This is a genomic window from Streptomyces sp. NPDC001502 (assembly GCF_042894785.1).
Classification (GTDB): Bacteria; Actinomycetota; Actinomycetes; order Streptomycetales; family Streptomycetaceae; genus Streptomyces; species Streptomyces kutzneri.
Map to the genome: position 1 here is coordinate 114,502 of NZ_JBIAVW010000022.1, position 23,526 is coordinate 138,027.

Annotated in this window: 21 protein-coding genes; 14 read left to right on the forward strand and 7 right to left on the reverse strand. The window is 71.0% G+C overall.

Annotated elements, in window-relative coordinates; translation table 11 throughout:
• The first annotated feature begins 252 nt into the window (after positions 1-252).
• From ACFY0D_RS31530 to ACFY0D_RS31545, 4 genes are all read left to right on the forward strand, one after another.
• Positions 253-1,263, forward strand: coding sequence for a polyprenyl synthetase family protein (locus ACFY0D_RS31530; protein ID WP_390801375.1), 1,011 nt, complete (start codon positions 253-255; stop codon positions 1,261-1,263).
• 222 nt (positions 1,264-1,485) lie between these two features.
• The gene (locus ACFY0D_RS31535; RefSeq protein ID WP_390801376.1) at positions 1,486-2,706 is read left to right on the forward strand and encodes an outer membrane lipoprotein carrier protein LolA; all 1,221 of its coding nucleotides are present in this window, start codon (positions 1,486-1,488) and stop codon (positions 2,704-2,706) included.
• A 106-nt stretch (positions 2,707-2,812) separates the two neighbouring features.
• On the forward strand, positions 2,813-3,016 hold the full coding sequence (locus ACFY0D_RS31540) for a ribbon-helix-helix domain-containing protein (protein WP_223835884.1): 204 nt from the start codon (positions 2,813-2,815) through the stop codon (positions 3,014-3,016).
• Positions 3,013-3,429 (forward strand): hypothetical protein, encoded by a 417-nt coding sequence (locus tag ACFY0D_RS31545; RefSeq protein WP_301367997.1) that lies wholly within the window; start codon positions 3,013-3,015, stop codon positions 3,427-3,429. The genes ACFY0D_RS31540 and ACFY0D_RS31545 overlap by 4 nt, the downstream gene beginning before the upstream one ends.
• A 30-nt stretch (positions 3,430-3,459) precedes the next feature.
• Here the strand turns inward: ACFY0D_RS31545 and ACFY0D_RS31550 are convergent, their stop codons facing one another.
• The 7 genes from ACFY0D_RS31550 to ACFY0D_RS31580 form a co-directional block, all read right to left on the reverse strand.
• Entirely contained in the window at positions 3,460-4,776 is a 1,317-nt protein-coding gene (locus tag ACFY0D_RS31550) for a M28 family metallopeptidase (protein WP_390801377.1), read from the reverse strand.
• Positions 4,777-5,024: 248 nt separating this feature from the next.
• Positions 5,025-5,972, reverse strand: coding sequence for an EamA family transporter RarD (rarD, locus tag ACFY0D_RS31555; protein ID WP_390801378.1), 948 nt, complete (start codon positions 5,970-5,972; stop codon positions 5,025-5,027).
• Between the two features lie 198 nt (positions 5,973-6,170).
• The gene (locus tag ACFY0D_RS31560) at positions 6,171-7,241 is read right to left on the reverse strand and encodes a 2-oxoacid:ferredoxin oxidoreductase subunit beta (protein WP_390801379.1); all 1,071 of its coding nucleotides are present in this window, start codon (positions 7,239-7,241) and stop codon (positions 6,171-6,173) included.
• Entirely contained in the window at positions 7,234-9,177 is a 1,944-nt protein-coding gene (locus ACFY0D_RS31565) for a 2-oxoacid:acceptor oxidoreductase subunit alpha (protein ID WP_390801380.1), read from the reverse strand. The genes ACFY0D_RS31560 and ACFY0D_RS31565 overlap by 8 nt, the downstream gene beginning before the upstream one ends.
• 150 nt (positions 9,178-9,327) lie before the next feature.
• Positions 9,328-9,987, reverse strand: coding sequence for a response regulator transcription factor (locus tag ACFY0D_RS31570; RefSeq protein WP_150262025.1), 660 nt, complete (start codon positions 9,985-9,987; stop codon positions 9,328-9,330).
• A 268-nt stretch (positions 9,988-10,255) separates the two neighbouring features.
• A complete protein-coding gene (locus ACFY0D_RS31575; protein ID WP_390801381.1) occupies positions 10,256-11,557 on the reverse strand; it encodes a sensor histidine kinase in 1,302 nt (433 codons plus the stop codon).
• Positions 11,558-12,049: 492 nt separating this feature from the next.
• Positions 12,050-13,279, reverse strand: coding sequence for a sensor histidine kinase (locus tag ACFY0D_RS31580; protein WP_390801382.1), 1,230 nt, complete (start codon positions 13,277-13,279; stop codon positions 12,050-12,052).
• Between the two features lie 147 nt (positions 13,280-13,426).
• On the opposite strand from ACFY0D_RS31580, the gene ACFY0D_RS31585 reads away from it, so the two are divergent.
• The 10 genes from ACFY0D_RS31585 to ACFY0D_RS31630 are packed head-to-tail and all read left to right on the forward strand — an operon-like array spanning position 13,427 to position 23,386.
• Positions 13,427-13,834, forward strand: coding sequence for an NADH-quinone oxidoreductase subunit A (locus tag ACFY0D_RS31585; RefSeq protein ID WP_030012240.1), 408 nt, complete (start codon positions 13,427-13,429; stop codon positions 13,832-13,834).
• Complete coding sequence (locus tag ACFY0D_RS31590) at positions 13,825-14,418, forward strand: NADH-quinone oxidoreductase subunit B (protein ID WP_390801383.1); 594 nt, start codon at positions 13,825-13,827, stop codon at positions 14,416-14,418. Before ACFY0D_RS31585 ends, ACFY0D_RS31590 begins: the two co-directional genes overlap by 10 nt.
• Positions 14,415-15,674: an NADH-quinone oxidoreductase subunit C gene (locus tag ACFY0D_RS31595; protein ID WP_390801384.1), complete on the forward strand. Its 1,260-nt coding sequence runs from the start codon at positions 14,415-14,417 to the stop codon at positions 15,672-15,674. Before ACFY0D_RS31590 ends, ACFY0D_RS31595 begins: the two co-directional genes overlap by 4 nt.
• Entirely contained in the window at positions 15,671-16,636 is a 966-nt protein-coding gene (locus ACFY0D_RS31600) for a complex I subunit 1 family protein (RefSeq protein ID WP_351162461.1), read from the forward strand. Before ACFY0D_RS31595 ends, ACFY0D_RS31600 begins: the two co-directional genes overlap by 4 nt.
• Positions 16,636-17,241, forward strand: coding sequence for a NuoI/complex I 23 kDa subunit family protein (locus ACFY0D_RS31605; RefSeq protein ID WP_390801385.1), 606 nt, complete (start codon positions 16,636-16,638; stop codon positions 17,239-17,241). Before ACFY0D_RS31600 ends, ACFY0D_RS31605 begins: the two co-directional genes overlap by 1 nt.
• Complete coding sequence (locus tag ACFY0D_RS31610) at positions 17,238-17,864, forward strand: NADH-quinone oxidoreductase subunit J (RefSeq protein WP_390801386.1); 627 nt, start codon at positions 17,238-17,240, stop codon at positions 17,862-17,864. The genes ACFY0D_RS31605 and ACFY0D_RS31610 overlap by 4 nt, the downstream gene beginning before the upstream one ends.
• A complete protein-coding gene (nuoK, locus tag ACFY0D_RS31615; RefSeq protein ID WP_030726044.1) occupies positions 17,864-18,211 on the forward strand; it encodes an NADH-quinone oxidoreductase subunit NuoK in 348 nt (115 codons plus the stop codon). Before ACFY0D_RS31610 ends, nuoK begins: the two co-directional genes overlap by 1 nt.
• Positions 18,208-20,265 (forward strand): NADH-quinone oxidoreductase subunit L, encoded by a 2,058-nt coding sequence (locus ACFY0D_RS31620; RefSeq protein ID WP_390801387.1) that lies wholly within the window; start codon positions 18,208-18,210, stop codon positions 20,263-20,265. The genes nuoK and ACFY0D_RS31620 overlap by 4 nt, the downstream gene beginning before the upstream one ends.
• Before the next feature lie 38 nt (positions 20,266-20,303).
• Complete coding sequence (locus tag ACFY0D_RS31625) at positions 20,304-21,857, forward strand: NuoM family protein (protein ID WP_390801388.1); 1,554 nt, start codon at positions 20,304-20,306, stop codon at positions 21,855-21,857.
• On the forward strand, positions 21,854-23,386 hold the full coding sequence (locus tag ACFY0D_RS31630) for an NADH-quinone oxidoreductase subunit N (protein WP_390801389.1): 1,533 nt from the start codon (positions 21,854-21,856) through the stop codon (positions 23,384-23,386). The genes ACFY0D_RS31625 and ACFY0D_RS31630 overlap by 4 nt, the downstream gene beginning before the upstream one ends.
• The last annotated feature ends 140 nt before the right edge of the window (positions 23,387-23,526 follow it).

The window sequence follows — 23,526 nt, forward strand, 5'->3', positions numbered from 1 at the left end:
GGCGGCGGCCGGTCGGCGTCCGGATCCGCGGGCTCGTCCATATCGGTCGCAGTTCTGGGCAAAACGCATTCTCCGATTGTTTCGGCTTATCCAGAACATACCGGTGCTCATCGGACAGTGCGCGGGTGGTGGCCGGGAAGGCGCTCTCGGTGATCGAAAACAGACCCGATACGCTGGCTTGAGTGATGGCAGCGACACATCGACAATCCATGTGATCGTCAGCGTGATCGTCAGCAGACAGGAGTACCCCTCGTGACCGTCGTCGGGCCGTTCGGACTGAGCGTGCGGGACCAGGCTCTTGAGACCGATGTCCAGGCCGGACTGGCCGCCGTCGAGGCGGGTCTGCTGGAAGCCACCAAGAGCGAAGTCCCCTTCATCACCGAGGCCGCACAGCACCTGGTGCGGGCCGGAGGCAAGCGGTTCCGGCCGCTGCTGGTGATGCTCGCGTCCCGTTTCGGTGATCCCTACGCGCCCGGCATCGTGCCGTCCGCCGTCGTGGTCGAGCTCACGCACCTCGCGACGCTCTACCACGACGACGTCATGGACGAGGCGGACGTCCGCCGCGGGGTGGAGAGCGCCAACGCCCGCTGGGGCAACTCGGTGGCGGTCCTGACGGGTGACTTCCTGTTCGCCCGCGCCTCGCACATCCTGGCCGACCTCGGGCCGGAGGCCGTCCGCGTCCAGGCCGAGGCCTTCGAACGGCTGGTGACGGGCCAGATCCTGGAGACGGCCGGCCCGCGCGACGGCCGCGACCCCGTCGCCCACTACCTCGACGTCATCGCCGGCAAGACCGGCTCGCTGATCGCGGTCTCCGGCCGCTTCGGCGCGCTCATGTCCGGCGCCGACGAGTCGGTCGTCGACATCCTGACCCAGTACGGCGAGCGGCTCGGCACCGCCTTCCAGCTCGCCGACGACGTCCTCGACATCGCCTCCGACGCGCACGAGTCCGGCAAGACCCCGGGCACCGACCTGCGCGAGGGCATCCCGACGCTGCCCGTGCTGCGGCTGCGCGAGATGGCGGCCCAGGGCGGCGACCCGGCGGACCTGGAGCTCGTCCAGCTCCTGGACGGCGACCTGACGGACGACGCCCGCCACGCCGAGGTGCTCACCCGGCTGCGGGCGCACCCCGCCCTGGAGCGGGCCCGCCGCGACACCGTCCAGTACGCCGAGGACGCGCGGGCCATGCTGGCCCCGCTGCCGGAGTGCTTCGCCAAGTCGGCGCTCGAAGAGCTCTGCGACGCGGTGGTGCACCGCGCCGGCTGACGGCCATGCGTGCGGAACGGGCCCTTCCGTCCTTGCGACCCCTACGGGTCGGGGCAGGAGGGCCCTTTCCATGTCATCCCACGGGCGTACGCCGAGTTGCGTCCGGGGACTGACGCCCCGGGCCCGCCGATTTGGTCAGATGGAGTCATCAAACCCCACCAGATCGGGTGAGCGCGGCGACACGGTGGTCACCGCAGTCGACACAGAGGGCAGGGCACTGACATGGCACCGAACACCAAGACTTCCCGCAAGGCCGCCCGGTACGCCGTACCGGTAGCGGTGGCGGGCGTGGCCGCGGCGACCGTTGCGATGGTCCCGGCCTTCGCCAACGCCGGCGGGCCCGACCTGCCGAAGGTGACGGCGCAGCAGCTCATCGAGAAGGTCGCGGCCTCGGACGTGCAGCAGCTGTCCGGCACGGCCCGGATCACCACCGACCTGGGGCTGCCGAAGATCGCGAGCGGGCTGCTCGGCGGCGGCGGCATCGCGGGCGGCTCCGCCAACCCGGAGGACAAGGTCGCCCAGCTGGCGAACGGCAGCCACACCCTGCGCGTCGCGGCCGACGGCCCGGACCGCCAGCGGCTGACCTTCCTCGACGGCAAGGACGAGTACAGCCTCATCCACAACGGCGACGACGTGTGGGGCTACGACTCCAAGTCGAACGAGGTCTTCCACGAGAAGAACGCCGAGGCCGGCCAGGGCAAGGGCAAGGGCAAGGACGGCGGCAAGGAGCACAAGACCGGCGACCGCCTGGCCGCCTCCCCGCAGAACCTGGCCGAGGAGATCCTGAAGGCCGCCGGCCCCACCACGGACGTCAGTGTGGGCGACACCGCGCAGGTGGCCGGGCGGGACGCCTACCAGCTGGTGCTGAAGCCCAAGCAGACCGGCTCCACGGTCGGCTCGGTCCAGATCGCGGTGGACGCCAAGAACGGCGTGCCGCTGCGGGTGCAGCTGCTGTCCGCCCAGGGCGGCAAGCCGATCGTGGACGCGGGCTTCACCAAGGTCGACTTCGCCAAGCCGGCCGCGGACACCTTCTCCTTCACCGCGCCCAAGGGCGCCAAGCTGACCGAGGGCGTGGACGGCGCGGGCAAGGGCGGCGCGGACGACCACTGGAAGGCGCTGGAGTCCTTCCCGGGCCTCGGTGGTCTGACCGGCGGCGCGGGCGACAAGGGCGACGTGAAGGTGCTCGGCGAGGGCTGGTCGACCATCGCCCGGATCGACTCGGGCATGAACCGGAACCTGAAGGACCTGGAGAACGACAAGAACACCCCGAAGGAGGCCAAGCAGTTCCTCGACTCCCTCGGGGACAAGGTCACCGGGAAGTTCGGTGAGGGCCGGGTCCTGTCGACCCGCCTGGTCAACGCCCTGATCACGGACGACGGCAAGGTCTACGTCGGCGCGGTCACCAAGGACACGCTGGTCAAGGCGGCCGACGCCAACAAGTAGCCGGCACCGGGACGGACAGCCGCGAGGGTGGGCCGGGACTGTGTCCCTGCCCACCCTTGCGTCGTTCCCGCTCCGCGTACAGCACACCCGCTGTACGGTGTTGGACATGTCGAGACACGTCACCATCCGCCTGGACGAAGAGTTCCACGAACGTCTGAAGGCACGTGCGGCGGCGCTGGGGACGACGGTCACCGCGCTGATCACCGAGGTCACGGAGCGCGAACTCGACGAGGACCGGAAGAACTTCCTCTCCGGCATAGAGGAGTTCGCCGACCACTGGGGCTACTTCCAGCAGCGGTTCGGCAATTGAAGATCACCATGGAGTGGGCCTGGACGGCTCTGGCCCACCATCTCCCGTCCGATCCCGCCGTGTGGGATCCCTCAGGGGTGGCCGCCGCGGTCGCCCGGCACCAGAACGACCTCGTCCTCGTGCCCGAACAGCCCGCCCCGGACACCGCGTGGCGGGCCGCCGCGTTTTTGCACACCCTCGCGGTGTGCCCCGCGCTGGAATCCCCGATGAACGAGTTCTACGCGGCCGCGGCCACCCGCTCGTACCTGCGGGTGGCCGGGGCGAAGCAGCTGCCCTCGCCCGAGGAGCTCGGCGACCTGGTGGAGGCGGCCAAGCTGGGCCGCGCGGACATCGCGGCCGTGGCCGAGGAGCTGCGTGCCCGCATCCAGGGCCCGCTCCAGGCGTCCTCGCAGGCTCGTGCCGAGGACGCCTGAGCCGGGAACCGGACCAGCGGGGCGGAAGGCCTAGAAGGTGATCTTCCAGCTGTTGATGTAGCCGACGTCCTGCGCGGCCGAGTCCTTGACCCGGAGGTTCCAGACACCGTTGGCCACCTCGCTGGAGGCATTGACGGTGTACGTCTGGACGAGGTTGTCGGCGCTGCCGCCACTGCGGTTGTGCAGGTTGTAGACGGTGCCGTCGGGGGCGACCAGGTCGACCACCAGGTCACCGCGGTAGGTGTGGACGATGTTCACGTCGACCTTGGTGGTCGCGGGCGCGTTGCCCGTCACACCGGAGACCGTGATCGGCGAGGACACCGCCGCCGCGGGGGAGTCCGGGATGTTCACGTCCGCCGTGTTCTCGAAGGACTGGCCCGGCGGGACCGGGGTGGCCGCCCCGAGCGTCCAGATCGCGTAGGCGACGGCGTCGGAGTTGCGGTCCAGGGCGGTGTCGTTGATGTTCGTCAGGCTGTCGCACGAGGAGTGGTAGCAGCGGTCGAAGGCCTGACCGGAGGTGCCGCCCCACTTCTGTGCCTGCGCCGCCGTCTTGGTGTAGTCGGCGCCGGAGAACAGGCCGCCGACGGGGACGCCCGCGTTCTTGAAGGGGGCGTGGTCGGAGCGGCCGTCGCCCTCGGTCTCGATCTCGGTCGGGATGCCGAGGCCGGCGTAGTAGTTCTTGAAGGTCTGCTCGATCGTCGGGTCGTCGTCGTAGACGAAGTAGCCCGGGTTCGGCGAGCCGATCATGTCGAAGTTCAGGTAGCCGGAGATCTTCGCCTTCTCGGCCGCCGGCAGGTTGTTGACGTAGTACTTCGAGCCGATCAGGCCCAGCTCCTCCGCGCCCCACCAGCCGAAGCGCAGGTGTTTGGTGGGCTGCAGACCGGCCCGGGAGACGGCGAGGGCCGTTTCCAGGACGGCCGCACTGCCGGAGCCGTTGTCGTTGATGCCCGCGCCGGCGGTCACCGAGTCCAGGTGCGAACCGGCCATCAGGACGGAGTTCGGGTCGCCGCCCGGCCAGTCGGCGATCAGGTTGTAGCCGGTGGCGCCGCTGGAGGTGAAGGTCTGCAGGGTCGTCGTGAAGCCGGCCGCGTCGAGCTTGCCCTTCACGTAGTCGATCGAGGCCTTGTAGCCGGCCCTGCCGTGGGCGCGGTTGCCGCCGTTGTTGGCGGCGATGGTCGAGAGCTGCGACAGGTGGGCCTTGACGTTGGCCAGCGGTATGTCGGGCGGTGTCGGCGCCGCGGCGACCGCCGTGGGGGCGGCGAGTGCGGCGGGGGCGGCGGAGGCGAACAGGCCGGCGACCGCGAACGCGGTCACGGCAGCGAGGCGCCGGGAGACGGACAGGCTCATGTGGGGGCTCCGGGATTCCGCGGGGATATGACGGAACGAGTGGCGATAGAGCAGGTGAGCGTTAGTGCGTCAGTGCGAGCCTGATGTTCAGCGAGAGTATGACTGCCCGTCAAGACCACAATTCGGTCAGGGCAGTTCGGAAAACGGACGATCCCCGGTACGGGTGGCCCGTACCGGGGATCGAGGGTGTGAAGGGTTTGCCTGAGCGAGCCCCGCGGGGCGCCGTGCCGCCTGCCTCCCGGGCGGCGTTACGCGGGCTCGCGGGCCGGCGTCGCCAGGACGGCCGGCGCCGCCGCCTCCAGCCTGACCCGGGACCGCCGCGCCGTACGCAGCGCGTCCCAGGTGAGGATCACGAGCGCGGCCCACACCAGGGAGAAGCCCGCCCAGCGCTCGGGCGGCATGGCCTCGTGGAAGTACAGGACGCCAAGCCCGAACTGGAAGACCGGGGCCATGTACTGGAGCAGCCCGAGGGTGGACAGCGGGACCCGGATCGCGGCCATCCCGAAGAACACCAGCGGGATCGCCGTGACCAGCCCGGTCGCGGCCAGCAGGAGCGAGTGGGTGAGGCCGTGCGAGGCGAAGGTGGACCGGCCCTGCGCGCCGAGCCACAGGACGTATCCCAGGGCGGGCAGGAACAGCACGGCCGTCTCGGCGGCCAGCGACTCCAGGCCGCCCATGTTGAGCTTCTTCTTGATCAGCCCGTATGTGGCGAAGGAGAAGGCGAGGACCAGCGAGATCCACGGCGGCCGCCCGTAGCCGATGGCGAGCACCAGCACGGCGACGAAGCTGAGGCCGACCGCCACCCACTGCGCCCGGCGCAGCCGCTCACCGAGCAGCAGCACGCCGATGGCGATGCTGACCAGGGGGTTGATGAAGTAGCCGAGGCTCGCCTCGACGACGTGCTCGTTGTTGACGGACCAGATGTACAGACCCCAGTTCACGCTGATCACCGTGGCGGCCAGCGCGGTCAGGCCGAGCTTGCGGGGCTGGCGGAGCAGCTCCCGTATCCAGCCCCAGCGGCGCAGCGCGAGCAGCGCCAGACCGACCACGGCCAGGGACCACACCATGCGGTGGGCGAGGATCTCGATCGCCCCGGAGGGCTTGAGGAGCGGCCAGAAGAGGGGGACCAGCCCCCACATCCCGTATGCGCCGAATCCGTAGAGCAAACCCGTGCGCTGCTCGTTCTCTGCCTTCACGGGGCCTCCTGTACGACTTCCAGCCAACTTCACGACGGTATCGCCGTACGGCTCAGATGTCATGCCCGTAATCGGGAGATACTCATGACATCTTTCGGGTCCCGCGAGGTCCCGGGCGGCGCCGGGCGGCGCCGGACGCGACGGAGCCCGGATCCTGGGGCAGGATCCGGGCTCCGTTCGCGTGCGGGCGGGTACGCGCTACCCGACGACGGTCCAGGTGTCGTTGCCGGTCAGCAGCGCCCCGAGGTCGCCCTTGCCGCTGCGGTCGATGGCCGCGTCGAGCTGGTCGGCCATGAGGGTGTCGTAGACGGGCCGCTCCGCACTGCGGAACACCCCGATCGGGGTGTGGTGCAGGGTGTCGGGGTCGGCGAGACGCGACAGCGCGAACGCGGTGGTGGCGCTGGCGTTCTTCGCGTCGTGCACCAGGATCCGCGCCTCGTTGGCCGCGGTGACCTCGACGACCTCCAGGTCCCCGGTGGCCGGATTGCGTACGACGCCCTTCGCGTCGTCCGCGCCGAAGCGGATCGGCTGCCCGTCCTCCAGCCGGATCACGGCTTCCAGGGCCTGGTCCTTGTCCTTGAGGACCTCGAAGGCGCCGTCGTTGAAGATGTTGCAGTTCTGGTAGATCTCCACGAGCGCCGTGCCCTGGTGGTCGGCCGCCTGGCGCAGCACCTCGGTGAGGTGCTTGCGGTCGGAGTCGACGGTCCGGGCGACGAAGGAGGCTTCGGCTCCGATCGCCAGCGACACCGGGTTGAAGGGCGCGTCCAGCGAGCCCATCGGCGTCGACTTGGTGATCTTGCCGACCTCGGAGGTGGGGGAGTACTGGCCCTTGGTCAGCCCGTAGATCCGGTTGTTGAAGAGCAGGATCTTCAGGTTGACGTTGCGGCGCAGGGCGTGGATGAGGTGGTTGCCGCCGATGGACAGCGCGTCGCCGTCGCCCGTGACCACCCAGACGGACAGGTCGCGGCGGGAGGTGGCGAGGCCGGTGGCGATGGCCGGGGCGCGGCCGTGGATCGAGTGCATCCCGTACGTGTTCATGTAGTACGGGAAGCGGGAGGAGCAGCCGATGCCCGAGACGAAGACGATGTTCTCCTTCGCGAGGCCCAGTTCGGGCATGAAGCCCTGAACCGCGGCCAGCACGGCATAGTCACCGCAACCGGGGCACCAGCGGACCTCCTGGTCCGACTTGAAGTCCTTCATCGACTGCTTGCTCTCGGCCTTCGGTACCAGCGAGAGCAGCGTCCGCGCCCCTTCGGTCACCTCAGTCATCGATGGCCTCCTTGAGAACCGTGGCGAGCTGCTCCGCCTTGAACGGCATTCCGTTGACCTGGTTGTACGACTGGGCGTCGACCAGGTATTTCGCCCGGATCAGGGTGGCGAGCTGCCCGAGGTTCATCTCCGGCACCACTACCTTCTCGTAACGCTCCAGGACCTCGCCGAGATTCCTGGGGAAGGGATTGAGGTGGCGCAGGTGGGCCTGGGCGATGGGGAGTCCGGCGTTGCGCAGCCGGCGGACGGCCGCCGTGATGGGGCCGTAGGTGGAACCCCAGCCCAGGACGAGGGTGGTGGCGCCGTCCGGGTCGTCGACGTCGAGGTCGGGCACCTGGATGCCGTCCACCTTGGCCTGGCGGGTGCGGACCATGAGGTCGTGGTTGGCCGGGTCGTAGGAGATGTTGCCGGTGCCGTCCTGCTTCTCGATACCGCCGATGCGGTGTTCGAGACCGGGGGTGCCGGGGATGGCCCAGGGCCGGGCGAGGGTCTCCGGGTCCCGTTTGTACGGCCAGAACACCTCGGTGCCGTCGGACAGGGTGTGGTTCGCACCGGTGGCGAACTTGACCTTCAGGTCGGGCAGGTCGGCGACCTCCGGGATCCGCCAGGGCTCGGATCCGTTGGCGAGGTAGCCGTCGGAGAGCAGGAAGACCGGGGTCCGGTAGGTGAGCGCGATCCGGGCCGCGTCGAGCGCGGCGTCGAAGCAGTCCGCGGGGGTTCGCGGCGCCACGATCGGCACGGGGGCCTCGCCGTTGCGGCCGAACATGGCCTGGAGGAGGTCCGCCTGCTCCGTCTTGGTCGGCAGTCCGGTGGAGGGGCCGCCGCGCTGGATGTCCACGATCAGCAGCGGAAGCTCCAGCGACACCGCGAGGCCGATCGCCTCCGACTTGAGCGCCACACCGGGCCCGGAGGTGGTGGTCACCCCGAGCGCGCCGCCGAAGGCCGCGCCGAGCGCCGCGCCGATCCCGGCGATCTCGTCCTCGGCCTGGAAGGTCCGCACGCCGAAGTTCTTGTGCTTCGACAGCTCGTGCAGGATGTCCGAGGCCGGGGTGATCGGGTAGGAGCCCAGGTAGAGGGGCAGATCGGCCTGCTGGCTCGCGGCGACGAGGCCGTAGGAGAGCGCCAGGTTCCCGGAGATGTTGCGGTAGGTGCCGGTGGGGAAGGCGCGGGTGGCCGGGGCGACCTCGTAGGAGACCGCGAAGTCCTCGGTCGTCTCCCCGAAGTTCCAGCCGGCCCGGAAGGCGACGACGTTCGCCTCGGCGATCTCGGGCTTCTTCGCGAACTTCTGCCGCAGGAATGTCTCGGTGCCCTCGGTGGGCCGGTGGTACATCCACGACAGCAGGCCCAGCGCGAACATGTTCTTGCTGCGCTCGGCCTCCTTGCGGGAGAGGCCGAATTTCTTCAGCGCCTCGACCGTCAGGGTGGTGAGCGGCACCAGGTGCAGGCTGTAGGCGTCGAGGGAGCCGTCCTCCAGCGGTGAGGTGGCGTAGCCGACCTTGGCCATGGGGCGCTTGGTGAACTCATCCGTGTTGATGATGATCTCCGCGCCGCGCGGCAGGTCCTCGATGTTCGCCTTCAGGGCCGCCGGGTTCATCGCCACCAGCACGTTCGGGGCGTCGCCCGGCGTGAGGATGTCGTGGTCGGCGAAGTGGAGCTGGAAGGAGGAGACGCCCGGGAGGGTTCCGGCGGGGGCGCGGATCTCGGCGGGGAAGTTCGGCAGCGTCGACAGGTCGTTCCCGAAGGACGCCGTTTCCGAGGTGAAGCGGTCACCGGTGAGCTGCATACCGTCACCGGAGTCACCCGCGAATCGGATGATCACACGATCGAGGCGGCGCACTTCCTTGCCGCCCGGACTCTCCGGGGCGCGCTGTCCACCGACAACCGCACCCCCGGCCCCGTCGGCCTGCTCGGCTGGGCTGCTGACCTGGCTGGTCACTGAACTGGACCTCCTTCGAGGCGTGACCCCCCGGGACCCACCCTACGTCGGTAGGGATCAAGGCCCCCAGGAGCGGCCACATTCTGGACCGTAGGACCGCCCCTTGAGACGGCCCTGCCGGTATGCCATATCTGACAGAGTGTCAGTCGATCAAGATTTCAGATAGGTGAGAACGGCCAGTACTCGCCGGTGATCCCCGTCACTCGGCGAAAGGCCCAGCTTCATGAAGATGTTGCTGACGTGCTTTTCCACCGCTCCGTCGCTCACGACCAGCTGCTTCGCCACGGCGGAATTGGTCCGGCCCTCGGCCATCAGCCCGAGCACCTCGCGCTCGCGCGGGGTCAGGCCCGCCAGTACGTCCTGCTTCCGGCTGCGGCCGAGCAGCTGGGCGACGACCTCGGGGTCCAGGGCCGTACCGCCCCGGGCCACCCGCACCACCGCGTCCAGGAACTCCCGGACCTCGGCCACCCGGTCCTTGAGCAGATACCCCACCCCGGTGCTGGAACCGGCCAGCAGCTCGGTGGCGTACTGCTCCTCCACGTACTGGGACAGCACGAGCACGCCTATCCCGGGGTGGTCGCGGCGCAGCCGCACGGCCGCCCGCACACCCTCGTCCGTGTGGGTCGGCGGCATCCGCACGTCCGCCACCACCACATCCGGCAGCGCCCCCTCGGCCGCCAGGTCCGCCACCGTCTTGATCAGGGCCTCTGCGTCCCCGACGCCCGCCACGACGTCATGCCCCCGGTCGGTCAGCAACCGGGTCAGGCCCTCACGCAGCAGCACTGAATCCTCGGCGATGACCACCCGCACCCTGTCTTCCACGACTCAGCAGCTCCCGCGTCCACTCGTTCACGCACTACCTGACTCAGCCAAGCATCCCAGCCTTGAGTCCCGGTGAAGGCAGAGCCGCGACAACACGTCGTCGTACGGGGGGAGTTTTCGAGTACTGGAAGTCGCATACCGCAAACGGGCACCGCGCGCGCCGGGAGTTGCGAAGGGCCGGACCATCCGGCCCGGCCCCTCCGTCGACAGCTCCGTCGGCCCCTCCGTCGGCAGCTCCGTCAGGCCGCCGGGCCCCCTACGGGCGCCAGGGCAGCTCGGCGGTGACCGTCGTCCCGCCCCCGGCGGGGGAGTCGACGACCAGCACCCCGTCCACGGCGTCCAGCCGCTCGGTCAGCCCCGCCAGCCCCGTCCCCTTCCGCGGTCCGGCCCCGCCCCGGCCGTCGTCGGCGACCTGGATCAGCAGCCGCTCCCCCGACTTCCACACGTCCACCGAGGCCGACCGGGCCAGCGCGTGCTTGCTGACGTTCTGCAGCAGCTCCGAGACCGTGAAGTACGCGATCCCCTCGATCGCCGCGGCGGGCCGGGCCGGCAGATCCACGGCCACCCGTACCGGCACCGCGCAGCGCGAGGCCACCGAGGACAGCGCCGCGTCCAGCCCCCGGTCGGTCAGCACGGCCGGGTGGATCCCGCGGGCCAGGTCGCGCAGCTCCTGGAGGGCGATCTTCACCTCACCGTGTGCCTCGTCCACCATCCGGGCGGCGGCCTGTGGATCCTCGGTCAGCTTCTCCTTCGCCAGCCCCAGATCCATCGCCAGCGCCACCAGCCGGGCCTGCGCCCCGTCGTGCAGGTCCCGCTCGATGCGCCGCAGGTCGGCTGCGGCGGTGTCCACGACCACCCCGCGGTCGGACTCCAGCTCGCTGACGCGGGTGGCCAGGCTGGACGCCCCGAGCAGCCCGCCGACCATGACCCGGTCGACGGTGGTCAGGGCGCGGATCACCCACGGGGTGGCGAGGGTGATCGCCAGCCCGACGAGGCTGGTGAGGACGATCATGACCGGTGAGTCGAGGTAGAAGGTGTAGCCGTCGTTCTGGAAGAGCTGCAGACCGGGCTGGTCGGTGTAGGCCGGGAAGACCCAGAACCAGAGCGGGTACAGCAGATACGCCCACCCGCACGCCCAGAGCACCAGGGACAGGCAGAAGGAGAACACCGCCCACGGGAAGTGGACGACCGAGTACAGCGCGTGGCGCCAGGCGCTCCCGCTCTTGAGCAGCGCACCCATGGCGGCGAGCGGCCCGGCCTTCTTCGCCCGGATCGGTGCGGGGGCGGCGATCTCCGTCCCGAGCAGCGCGCGCACCCGGGCCCGCTCCACGTGCCCGAAGCCGCGGCACATGGCGAGCACGCCGGCGAGGACCGGAACGCCGAGGAAGGTGACGAGCAGTCCGGCGCCGAGGCTCACGCCGGTGATGGCGAGCGAGAAGTACAGCGTGCTCAGCGGCAGCCCGATCAGCAGGTACCCGAACTCCCGCCAGGTCCGTCCCTCGACCGGAGCCCGCAACACCGCGCCGATCCCGCCGCCCGTGCCTCTGCCGTTGCCCATGATCCCGACCCACCCTTCCGGTCCTCCGCTACACCCCCACCCTGCCGCCCCCCGACCCCCCACAACCATGCAGCGGGTCGGCATCTCCACCGGGGGGTTAACCCCACCCCCTCACCCCCGCGGCCACCCGAGCCGACGCCAATTCCAGCCCCGCCGACATTTGAGGCCCCCCGCAGGTATCCGAGCCGGCGCCGCCAATTCCAGCCCCGCCGGCGTTTGAGGCGACCCGCCCCCCGCAGGTGCCTTCGGGGCGGCCGCCGCCACATCCAGCCCCGCCGGCGTTTGAGGCGCGGGGTCCGGGGCGGAGCCCTGGGAAGCGGCGCCGCAGCGGAATCCGTACGGGACCCGGTCCATCCCGCAGCCCCGCCGGCGAGGCGCACGGCGGAGCCCTGGGAAGCGGCGCCGCAGCGCAACGAACGAACGGGACCCCCGCCCACCCCGGACGGGAGTCCCGCTCACCAGCAACAACAGGGGCCCCAGGGGCCCGGGGGCCTACCCCCGGTCCCGCCACGGCAGCTCGGCCGTGACCACGGTCCCCACCCCCGCGGGCGAGTCCACCACCAGCACCCCATCCACCGCGCCCAACCGCTCCGCGAGCCCCGCCAGCCCACTCCCCCCGGAGGGACTCGCCCCGCCCCGCCCGTCGTCCGACACCCGGATCATCAGCCTCGCCCCCGCCCGCCACACCTCCACCGTCGCGCCCCGCGCCCCCGGCCCCGCGTGCTTGCTCACGTTCTGCAGCAGCTCGGACACCACGAAGTACGCGATCCCCTCGATCGCCTCCGCCGGCCGCGCCCCCGACCGCGCCCCCGACCGCGTCGCCCCCGGCAGATCCCCCGGCAGATCCGCCGGCAGATCCACCGCCACCTTCACCGGCACCACGCACCGCGCCGCCACCGACGACAGCGCCGCATCCAGTCCCCGGTCCGTCAGCACCGCCGGGTGGATCCCCCGTGCGAGGTCCCGCAGCTCCTGGAGGGCCAGCTTCACCTCCCCGTGCGCCTCGTCGACCATCGCCGCCGCGCCCTCCGGGTCCTCCAGCAACTTCTCCTTCGCCAGGCCCAGCCCCATCGCCAGCGCCACCAGCCGGGCCTGCGCCCCGTCGTGCAGGTCCCGTTCGATGCGCCGCAGGTCCGCCGCCGCCGTGTCGACCACGACTCCCCGGTCGGATTCCAGCTCCGCGATCCGCCGCTCCAGGTCGTCGGACGGCGACAGCAGCCCCCGTACCATCGCCCGGTCCACGTTCGCCATCAGCCGCACCAGGTACGGCAGCACCGGCCACAGCACGAACAGGCCGGTCAGCGCTACCGTGAAGGTGAGTACTCCCCACGGCAACCGGATCAGCTGGTACAGCACCGTCCGCCAGCCGACCGGGTCCTTGATGCTCGTCCACAGCCAGGGGAAGAATCCGCCGGACCGCTTCGGACCGGGGATCGGGGTCGGCTCGTCCACCCGTACGCCCAGCAGCCCGCGGGCGCGTGCCCGGTCCAGCCGTCCCAATTGCCGAGACAGATACAGACCGCACGCGAGCAGGGGAATTCCGACCGCGGTGACGGAAAGACCGCCGGCCGTGGAAACCATGACAACCGCGTAAACAAAACCGACGATCGCCAACGGCAGGTTGCTCACCAGATAGGCGATCTCCTTCCACGTCACGGCGCTGAAGACGGCGCGTACGGGGGGAGGTCGATCGTTGTCGGGTACGGCATGGCTCAGGGTCATGCGCCACACCCTGTCAAGTGCGACCCGCTGATGCCATGGGGTGGCCGGGGTGCTGTGAACGGGGGATAACCCCACCCCGTGTGAGGCAGGCCCTAGACTCCCGTCCGTACCAGATCGTCGACAGTGACCGAGGAGCGAGGAACGGACGTGCCTGAACCAACGGTATCGACCGTAACCGTGCTCGCGGCGGACTACTTCCGGAGTTATTCGGTCGTCGGTCTCCTGGCCGCCCTCGGTGTGCTTTTCGTGGCCGTCGCCTTCGGCGCGGGCCGCCTGCTGCGGCCCGTCGTCCCGACCCCCGAGAAGCTGCTGACCTACGAATGCGGTGTGGACCCGGTCGGCGAGGGCTGGGCGCACACCCAGGTCCGCTACTACGTCTACGCGTTCCTCTACGTCATCTTCGCCGTCGACTCGATCTTCCTGTTCCCGTGGGCGACGGTGTTCGCCGCCGCCGGTTACGGCGCCACGACCCTGGTCGAGATGTTCATCTTCCTGGGCTTCCTGGCCGTCGGCCTGCTCTATGCGTACAAGAAGGGCGTCCTCGAATGGACGTGACACCTCAGCCAGAGCTGCTCCCGGAGCCCAAGCGCCTGGGAGTCCTCTCCCGTCTCGCCCCGGAACCCATGAAGGTGGTCCTGAACTGGGGCCGCCGGTACAGCCTGTGGGTCTTCAACTTCGGCCTGGCCTGCTGCGCGATCGAGTTCATCGCCGCGTCCATGGCCCGGCACGACTTCATCCGGCTCGGTGTGATCCCCTTCGCGCCGGGGCCGCGCCAGGCCGACCTGATGATCGTCTCGGGCACGGTCACGGACAAGATGGCCCCCGCGGTGAAGCGGCTCTACGAGCAGATGCCGGAGCCGAAGTACGTCATCTCCTTCGGCGCCTGCTCCAACTGCGGCGGCCCCTACTGGGACTCGTACTCGGTGACGAAGGGCGTCGACCAGATCATCCCGGTCGACGTCTACGTGCCGGGCTGCCCGCCGCGCCCCGAAGCCCTCCTCCAGGGCATCCTCAAGCTCCAGGAGAAGATCGCCCGCGAGTCGCTGGCCGAGCGCTACGCGGCCGGGCCGTCCGTGTCCCAGCTGACGAGCGGCCTGGTCACGCCCCCGCCGGCACCCGCGAAGGGGGCCGGCACGTGAACCTCTACGACTCCCTTCCCGACGCGGCGCCGACGGTCTTCGGGGCCGAGGCCCTCGCCGAGTTCTCGTACGACGTCCTCACGGTGGACGTGCCCGTCGGCAGCTGGATCTCCGCCCTCGAAATCGCCCGGGACAAGCTGGGCTGCACGTACTTCGACTGGCTGAGCGCGGTGGACGAGCCCGGCACCGGCTTCCGGATCTGCGCGCACGTCGTGTCGCTGGAGAACCACCGGGTGCGCCGGCTGCTGCTGCGCACGACCGTCCCGCACAGCGCCGCCTCCCTGCCGTCCGCGGTCGCCGTCTACGCGGGGGCGGAATGGCACGAGCGCGAGACGTTCGAGATGTTCGGGGTCACCTTCACCGACCACCCGCACCTCGTGCCCCTGCTCCTGCCGGAGAACTTCGAGGGCCACCCGCTGCGCAAGGACTTCGTCCTGGCCGCGCGCGTCGCCAAGGCCTGGCCCGGAGCCAAGGAGCCCGGCGAGGCGCACGACCCGGACGCGCCCAAGCGCCGCCAGATGCTTCCGCCGGGCGTACCGGACCCCAACGAATGGGGCCCGATGAAGGGCCAGCTCCCGCCGGCCCCGTCCCGTCCGGCCCGCACCCCGCGTGCGGCCGGCGCGGCGGGCGCCGCCGCGCGCACCCCGCGCGAAGGCGCCCCGGTCCGCCGCACCCGCTCGGTCACCGAGGGCTCGGCCACCCAGCCCCCGGCGGACGCGGCCACCGAGGCGACTGCGGAAACCACCCCCCGCCCGCCGCGCCGCACCCGCTCGGTATCGGAGGGCTCGGCGAGCCAGTCGGCCCCGGCGGACGCGACCACCGAGGCGACTGCGGAAACCGCCCCCCGCCCGCCGCGCCGCACCCGCTCGGTCGCCGACGGCTCGGTGAGCCAGACGCCGGCTCCGACCCCGGCCCCGGCCCCGGCCCCGGCTCCGGCCCCGGCCCCGGCCCCGGACGAAGCCGCCGCGGGCGCCGCCCCGGAGGCAGGGGAGGCCGCGGCTGCGCCCCGCCGCCCGGCACCGCGCAGCTCGGACGCCCCGTGGCACGACCCGAAGCCCGCCTTCGAAGAACCGGCTCCCGGGCCGGCTCCGAAGGCGGAGCCGGGGGCCGGACCCGAGCCGGACCCCAAGGCCGAACCGAAGGCCGACCCGAAAACCGGGCCCAAGGCCGACCCGAAAACCGGGCCCGCCGCGGGCGACGGGACCCGCCCCACCACCGACCCCACCACCGACCCCGACAACGGAGGCGACGCGTGAACGACGTCCTCGACGTCGCCCTGCGGCTGATCGTCGTCTTCGCCGTCTTCCTCGTGCTCCCGCTCGTCGTCGGGCAGACCGAGCACAAGGTGATGGCCCACATGCAGGGCCGCCTCGGCCCCATGTACGCCGGCGGCTTCCACGGCTGGGCCCAGCTCGTCGCCGACGGTGTGAAGTTCGCGCAGAAGGAAGACATCGTCCCGGCCAACGCCGACCGGCGGATCTTCCAGCTCGCCCCCGCCGTCGCCCTGCTGCCGTACCTCCTCGTCCTCCTGGCCATCCCCATCGGGCCGGGCGAGGGCGCCGTCGGCCAGGTCATCGACGCGGGCCTGTTCTTCGCGCTCGCCGTCATGGGTGTCGGAGTCCTCGGCTCCCTGATGGCCGGCTGGGCCTCCGCGAACAAGTTCTCCCTGCTCGGCGGCCTGCGCACCGCCGCCCAGCTGCTCGCCTACGAGCTCCCGATGCTGCTCGCCGCCGCCTCCGTCGCCATGGCGGCCGGTACGGTCTCCCTCCCCGGGATCGTCGAGGCCTTCGAGTGGTGGTGGCTGCCCTGGCAGATCGTCGGCGCACTCGTCTTCTTCGTCGCCGGCCTCGCCGAACTGCAGCGGCCCCCCTTCGACATGCCCGTCGCCGACTCCGAGATCATCTTCGGCGCGTACACCGAGTACACCGGCCTGCGCTTCGCCCTGTTCCTCCTCGCCGAGTACGCCGGCATCGTCGTCCTCTGCGCCCTGACCACCGTCCTCTTCCTCGGCGGCTGGCACGGTCCCTTCGGCGACGACCTCGGCTGGGTCTGGACCCTGCTCAAGATCGCGATCCTCGCCTTCGTCGTGATCTGGCTCCGCGTGAGCTACCCGCGCCTGCGCGAGGACCAGCTCCAGAAGCTCGCCTGGACCACACTCATCCCGCTCGCGCTCGCCCAGATTGCGCTCACCGGCATCGTGAAGGTGGCGATCCAGTAATGCCCATCCCCGGATCCGGCCTGGCCAAGGGCCTGGCCGTCACCCTGCGCACGATGACGAAGCGCTCGCACACGGCCCAGTACCCCGAGGTCCAGCCCGAACTGCCGCCCCGCTCCCGCGGGGTCATCGGTCTGTTCGAGGAGAACTGCACCGTCTGCATGCTCTGCGCCCGTGAGTGCCCCGACTGGTGCATCTACATCGACTCCCACAAGGAGACGGTCCCGGCGTCCACGCCCGGTGGCCGCGAGCGCAGCCGCAACGTCCTCGACCGCTTCGCCATCGACTTCTCCCTCTGCATGTACTGCGGGATCTGCATCGAGGTGTGCCCCTTCGACGCCCTCTTCTGGTCGCCGGAGTTCGAGTACGCGGAGACCGACATCCACGAGCTGACCCACGAGCGCGACAAGCTCCGCGAGTGGATGTGGACCGTCCCGGCGCCGCCCGCGCTGGACCCGGCAGCCGAGGAGCCCAAGGAGATCGCCGCTGCCCGCAAGGCGGTGGAGAAGGCCGAAGCCGCCGCGGCGGCAGCCGCCGCCGCCGAAACCGCTGCCCAGGTGGCCGAGACCGAACCGCCGACCGACCCGACCCCGGAGGGAGACGCGTGAGCCCCGCCGCCACCCTGGCCGCAGCGGCAGCCGCCACCACCACCGGGCCCGGCTTCCTGTCCCCGACCGGCATCGAGATCGCCTTCGTCCTCGTCGGACTCGCCACCCTCGGCGCGGCCCTCGTCACGGTCACCACCAAGCAGCTGGTGCACGCCGCCCTGTGGCTCGTCGTCGCGCTCGGCGGCATCGCCGTCGAGTACCTGCTGCTGACCGCCGAGTTCATCGCCTGGGTCCAGGTCCTCATCTACCTCGGTTCCGTGGTCGTCCTCCTCCTCTTCGGACTGATGCTCACCAAGGCCCCCATCGGCCGCTCCCCGGACGCAGACTCCGGCAACCGCTGGATCGCACTCGGCGTCGCCGTCGTCGCGGCCGTGTCGCTGGTCTGGGTGGTCGTCGACGCCTTCCGCACCACCTGGATCGACCTCGACGGACCGGTCCAGGGCTCCACCAAGGTCTCCGGCGAGATCCTCTTCCAGCACTGGGTGCTGCCGTTCGAGGCGCTCTCCGTCCTCCTCCTCGCAGCCCTGATCGGGGCCATCGTGCTGTCCCGCAGGAACGACCCCGCCGACCCCGCCGACGCCGCCACCCAGGCCGGCCCCGGCGAGAAGAAGGGCCGGCGCTGATGCACCTCGCCTACCCCGCCGTACTCGCGGCGCTCCTCTTCTGCACGGGCCTGTACGGCGTACTCGCCCGCCGCAACGCCATCCTGGTCCTGATGTCCGTCGAGCTGATGCTCAACGCCGTCAACCTCAACCTGGTGGCCTTCGACGTCTGGCTGCGCGACGCCCTGCACGCCGGCCAGGCCCTCACCCTCTTCACCATCGCGATCGCCGCCGCCGAAATCGGCATCGGCCTCGCGATCGTGCTGATGGTGTACCGCAACCGGGGCACCTCCGACGTCGACCGGCTGCGCGACACCGCCGAGGGCCACGAGCCCGCCGCGAACAACCAGAGCGAGGTCACCGCGTGAGCACCACGACCCTCGCCGTCCTCGTCCCGCTGCTCCCCTTCCTGGGCGCGGTGGCGGGACTGCTCCTCGGCCGCACCGCACCCGGGTTCGTCCGGCCGCTCGCGATCCTGCCCACGCTCGGCGCCGCCGTACTCGCCGTACTCGTCGCCCTCCGCCAGGGCGGCGGCGAGACGATCAGTGCCGCGACCGAGCTGACCCCGACCGGCTCGGTGCCGATCGACCTCTCGCTCTACATCGACGGCTTCGCCGCCCTGGTCGCCGTCCTGGTCGGGGTGGTCGCCACCTGCGTACAGGTCTACTCGACGGCGTACCTCCGTGAGGACCCGCGCTACCCGTCGTATGCCGCTCTCGTCTCACTGTTCACCTCCGCCATGCTGCTCGTCGTCTACTCCGGCGACCTGATGGTGCTGCTGGTCGGCTGGGAGATCATGGGCATCTGCTCGTACTTCCTGGTCGGCCACTACTGGGAGACCGAAGCGGCCCGCTCCGCCTCCCTGAAGGCCTTCCTCGTCACCAAACTCGGCGACGTCCCCTTCCTGATCGGCCTGTTCGCGCTCGCCGCCGACGCCGGTTCGTTCGAGATCCCGAAGATCCTGGGCACCGTCGCCACGGGCGGACTCGACCACCCGACACTGATCGCGCTGCTCCTGCTCGCCGGCGTCGCGGGCAAGTCCGCACAGTTCCCCCTGCACACCTGGCTCCCCGACGCCATGGCCGGCCCCACGCCGGTCTCGGCGCTGATCCACGCCGCGACGATGGTCGCCGCCGGTGTCTACTTCATCGCCCGCCTCCTGCCCGTCTTCGCGGCCTCCCAGGCCGCGCTGGTGGTCATGGCCGTGATGGCGGCCGTCACGATGATCGGCTCCGGCCTGGCCGCCATCGCCCAGGACGACATCAAGCGGGTGCTCGCCTACTCCACGATCGGTCAGCTCGGCTACATGGTCGGTGCCCTGGCCGTCGGTGACCGCGGCGCCGCCGTGTTCCACCTCCTGTCCCACGGCGCCTTCAAGGCGCTCCTCTTCCTCGGCGCCGGCGTGATCATCCACGCCGCCGGTACGAACTCCCTGGGCGTCATGTCCCGGATGGACGGCCTGGCCAAGCGCATCCCCGACGCCTTCTGGACGATGACGATCGCGCTGCTCGCGCTCGCCGCGGTCCCGCCTTTCGCCGGCTTCTTCTCCAAGGAAGCCGTCCTCGTCGCCGCCGAGCACACCGCGACCGGCCACTCGGAGTTCGCGCCCAGCGCCGCTGGCTGGCTGGTGCTCGTCGCCGGTCTGCTGACCGCCCTGCTCACCGCCGCCTACGCCACCCGGCTGTGGCTGATGGCCTTCCGCGGCCGGGGCGCCGCCGCCCCCGACCACGGCAAGGAGCCCCTCGCCATGACCGGCGTGCTGTGGCTGCTGGCGATCCCGTCGATCGGCTTCGGCCTCGCGGCCGGCCCCATCTCCGACTGGTTCGACGGCGGTGAACTCACCCCGACCCTGGTCACCTCGGTCCTCGGCACGGGCGCCGCAGCCATCGGCGCGATGCTCACCTACGCCCTCTGGCAGCGCGCCTCGGCGAAGGCCGTCCTCGCGACCGCCGCCGGCATTGGAGATGGTGCCGCAGCCGGAGTGCCCGCCGTCGCCGCCGAATCCGCCGCCTCCGTCGCCGCCGCCTCCGTCACCGCTGCCGAATCCGCCGCGGAAGCCCCCGAGGTGGCCGAGGTGACCCACGATCACCCCGCCGTCCCGGCCGGCCCCGCCGCCGACCCCGGAAAGGCGTTCCTCGGACCGCTGCACCGCCACGCGGCCGTCGGCTTCCACCTCGACGCCGTCTACGACCGGCTGTTCGTCCGGCCCGTCCGGGCCGCCGCGAGCCTCGTCCGCTTCCTCGACCGCGAGGTCGTGGACACGTACGTCCGCGGCGCGGGCACCGGCACCCAGCTGCTCGGCAGCCTCGTGCGCCGTGCCCAGACCGGCAACGTGCAGAGCTACCTGAGCGCCCTGCTCGCCGGCGCCGTGGTCCTGGCGATCGCCACCGCCGTCCTCGCCAACGTCAACGCCGGATCGTGAGCCGTGAGTCAGCCGTGATTGATATCAGCCCGTCCGTGATGCAGTTCCTTCTGGCGTTCATCGTGGCCGCACCGCTCCTCGGCTCCGCCGCGGCGCTCCTGCCGGCCCCGCCCGGCCTCAAGGGCAAGAGCCCCGAACAGGCCGTGCTCCGCCACGGCGTGACCGTGACCGGCGTGATCCTCGCCGCGGCCATCGCCCTCACCCTGGGCTTCGACCACGACGCCCCGTCCCGCATCCAGGCGACGACGGACATCAGCTGGATCCAGGCGCTGAACGTCCGGATCCACCTCGGTGTCGACGGCATCTCGCTCCCCCTCCTCCTGATGACCGCGCTGCTGTTCTTCCTCTGCGCGCTCTACAGCTACTTCAAGCTCCCCGCAGGCCCCTCCCCGAAGGCCTTCGTCGCGCTGCTCCTCGTCCTGGAGTCCGGCACCCTCGCGACCTTCGCCGTCCTCGACCTGCTGCTCTTCTTCCTCGCCTTCGAGATGGTCCTCATCCCGATGTACTTCCTCATCGCCCGCTGGGGCGGTGCTCAGCGGCAGGCCGCCGCCTGGAAGTTCATCCTCTACACGCTCCTCGGATCCGTCGTCATGCTGCTCGGTCTGCTCCTGATCGGACTGAACAGCGGCACTTTCGACATGGTGACACTGGCCTCTGACAATGGCCGCGAACTGTCCCACACCACCCAGCTCCTGGCCGTTCTCGCCATCGGCATCGGCCTCGCGGTGAAGACCCCGATGTGGCCCCTGCACAGCTGGCTGCCGGACGCCCACACCGCCGCGCCCACCGTCGGATCCGTCCTGCTGGCCGGCGTCCTGCTCAAGATGGGCACGTACGGGTTCGTCCGCATCCTGCTCCCCATCACCCCCGACGGCATGGCCACCTTCGCCCCCTACCTGGGCGCCTTCGCCGCCGTCGGCATCGTCTACGGATCGCTCGCCTGCCTCGCGCTGGCCCGCAAGGGGAGCAAGGGCGACCTCAAGCGCCTCATCGCCTACTCCTCCGTCGGCCACATGGGCTTCGTCCTCCTCGGCATCGCGAGCATGACCCCCACCGGTGTCAACGGCGCGCTCTTCGCCAACATCGCCCACGGCCTGATCACCGGTCTCCTCTTCTTCCTGGTCGGCGCCCTCAAGGACCGCTACGGCACCGCCGACCTCGACACCCTCGCCGGAGCCACCGGCGCCGCCCTCTACGGCCGCGCCCCCCGCTTCGGCGCGCTCCTCGCCTTCGCCGCCGTCGCCTCCCTGGGCCTGCCGGGCCTGGCCGGCTTCTGGGGCGAGATGCTGGCCCTCTTCGGCGCCTTCGACCCCGCCGAGGGCCTCTCCCGCCCCGCGTTCCTCACGTACGTGGCCGTCGGCGCGTTCGGCACCCTGCTCACCGCCGCCTACCTGCTGATCGTCGTACGGCGCGTCTGCATGGGAGACCCGAAAGCCGGTCCCGAGCTCGCCGTCGCGGACGTCCAGCGCTACGAGTTCGCCGCCTGGACCCCGCTCGTCGCCCTCACCGTCCTCGCCGGCCTGTGGCCCGCAGTCCTCCTCGGCCTCACCGACCCGGCCGTCCAGAAGCTCCTCGCAGGAGGCAATTCATGACGGCCATGACGGCCCTGACGGTCCTCTCCGCCGAGGCCCCGAGCCTGGTCCAGTCCGTCGACTGGCTCGCCATCGCACCCGTGGTGATCACCGCCGCCGTCGGCCTGGTCGTCCTCGTCGCCGACCTGTTCCTCGCCGAGCGGCACAAGCCGGTCCTCGGCTGGATCTCGGTCGCCGGCCTCGCCGCCGCGACCGCCACCCTGCTGCCCCTGCGCGCCGGTGACCGCGCCACCTTCTGCCTCACCGGCGACCCGGCCGCCTGCAGCTACGTCGCCGACCACTTCACGCTCGTCATCCAGTTCCTGGTGCTGGCCGGCGCCCTGGTCACCGCCCTGGTGTCGGTCACCGCCGTCCGCGACACCCGCATGCCGGCCGGTGAGTACTGGTTCCTGCTGCTCTCCTCCGCCGCCGGCGCGGCCCTGCTGCCCGCCTCCCGTGATCTCGCGACCCTGATCGTCGCGCTCGAAGTCGCCTCGCTGCCCGCCTTCGCCCTCGTCGGCATGCGCCGCGGCGACCGGCTCTCCTCAGAGGCCGCCCTGAAGTTCTTCCTGTCCTCCGTCACCGCCACCGCCGTGTCGCTGATGGGCGTCAGCTTCGTCTACGCCGCCACCGGCTCCCTGCACCTCACCCAGGTCGCCGGCCGCCTCGAAGACGTCCCCGGGCAGCTCGACACGCTCGCCATGGCCGGCGTCGCGCTCACCCTCGTCGGCTTCGCCTTCAAGACCGCGGCCGTCCCCTTCCACTTCTGGGTCCCCGACACGTACGTCGGTGCCCCTCTGCCCATCGCCGGCTACCTCTCGGTGATCGGCAAGGCCGTCGGTTTCACCGGCCTCATCCTCGTCACGGTGATCGCCTTCCCGGCGTACTCCGACATCTGGGGCCCGGCCCTGGCCGTCCTCGCCGCGCTCACCATGACCCTGGGCAACGCCGCCGCCCTGCGGCAGTCCCCGGACCGCCCGAACAGTGCCGTACGGCTGCTCGCATGGTCCTCGGTCGGCCAGGCCGGATACCTGCTGGTCCCGATCGCAGCGGCCGCCTACTCCGGGCGCGACCAGATCGGCTCCACCGTCGCCTACGCCCTCATGTACGCCGCCGTGAACCTCGGCGCCTTCGCCGTGGCCGCCCTCGTCGCCCGGACCAAGCCGCTCCACCGGATCAGCGACTACCGCGGGCTCTACGCCGAGCGCCCGCTGGCCGCCCTCTCCCTGGGCTTCTTCCTGCTCTGCCTGGCGGGCCTGCCCCCCGGCATCATCGGGCTCTTCGCCAAGGTCACCGTCTTCCGGTCCGCGGTCGACGCGGGCCTGGGCTGGCTGGCCGTGGTCATGGCGATCAACGTCGTCATCGCCTTGTACTACTACCTGCGCTGGACTGCCCTGCTCTTCCGCACCCCCGAGGGCGCGCAGACCCGTACGCGCGCCCCCTGGCCGGTGGCGGCGGCCATCGTCGTCACCGCGATCACGGCGGTCGTCGTCTCAGGCGCCCCGGAACTCATCCTGCGCGTCACCTCGGGCAGCCTCTTCGCGCAGTAACCGGCGCGTGTAACCCGTACGGAGCAACGCCCGCCGCGGCCCCGCCGTCCCCCGGGAAGGGGCGGCGGCGGGCGGCCGCCCTGCCACGCCCTGGGAACCTGACGCCCTCACCTCGCGTTGACCAGGAAGGGAGGGTCCAC

What these genes read in the sequence shown, in the direction of transcription:
- ACFY0D_RS31535 (WP_390801376.1), top strand. Translation starts at nt 1,486, where the DNA reads ATGGCACCGAACACCAAGACTTCCCGCAAGGCCGCCCGGTACGCCGTA.
- ACFY0D_RS31540 (WP_223835884.1), top strand. Translation starts at nt 2,813, where the DNA reads ATGTCGAGACACGTCACCATCCGCCTGGACGAAGAGTTCCACGAACGT.
- ACFY0D_RS31550 (WP_390801377.1), bottom strand. Translation starts at nt 4,776, where the DNA reads ATGAGCCTGTCCGTCTCCCGGCGCCTCGCTGCCGTGACCGCGTTCGCG.
- ACFY0D_RS31560 (WP_390801379.1), bottom strand. Translation starts at nt 7,241, where the DNA reads ATGACTGAGGTGACCGAAGGGGCGCGGACGCTGCTCTCGCTGGTACCG.
- ACFY0D_RS31575 (WP_390801381.1), bottom strand. Translation starts at nt 11,557, where the DNA reads ATGGGCAACGGCAGAGGCACGGGCGGCGGGATCGGCGCGGTGTTGCGG.
- ACFY0D_RS31580 (WP_390801382.1), bottom strand. Translation starts at nt 13,279, where the DNA reads ATGACCCTGAGCCATGCCGTACCCGACAACGATCGACCTCCCCCCGTA.
- ACFY0D_RS31590 (WP_390801383.1), top strand. Translation starts at nt 13,825, where the DNA reads ATGGACGTGACACCTCAGCCAGAGCTGCTCCCGGAGCCCAAGCGCCTG.
- ACFY0D_RS31605 (WP_390801385.1), top strand. Translation starts at nt 16,636, where the DNA reads ATGCCCATCCCCGGATCCGGCCTGGCCAAGGGCCTGGCCGTCACCCTG.
- nuoK (WP_030726044.1), top strand. Translation starts at nt 17,864, where the DNA reads ATGCACCTCGCCTACCCCGCCGTACTCGCGGCGCTCCTCTTCTGCACG.
- ACFY0D_RS31625 (WP_390801388.1), top strand. Translation starts at nt 20,304, where the DNA reads ATGCAGTTCCTTCTGGCGTTCATCGTGGCCGCACCGCTCCTCGGCTCC.
- ACFY0D_RS31630 (WP_390801389.1), top strand. Translation starts at nt 21,854, where the DNA reads ATGACGGCCATGACGGCCCTGACGGTCCTCTCCGCCGAGGCCCCGAGC.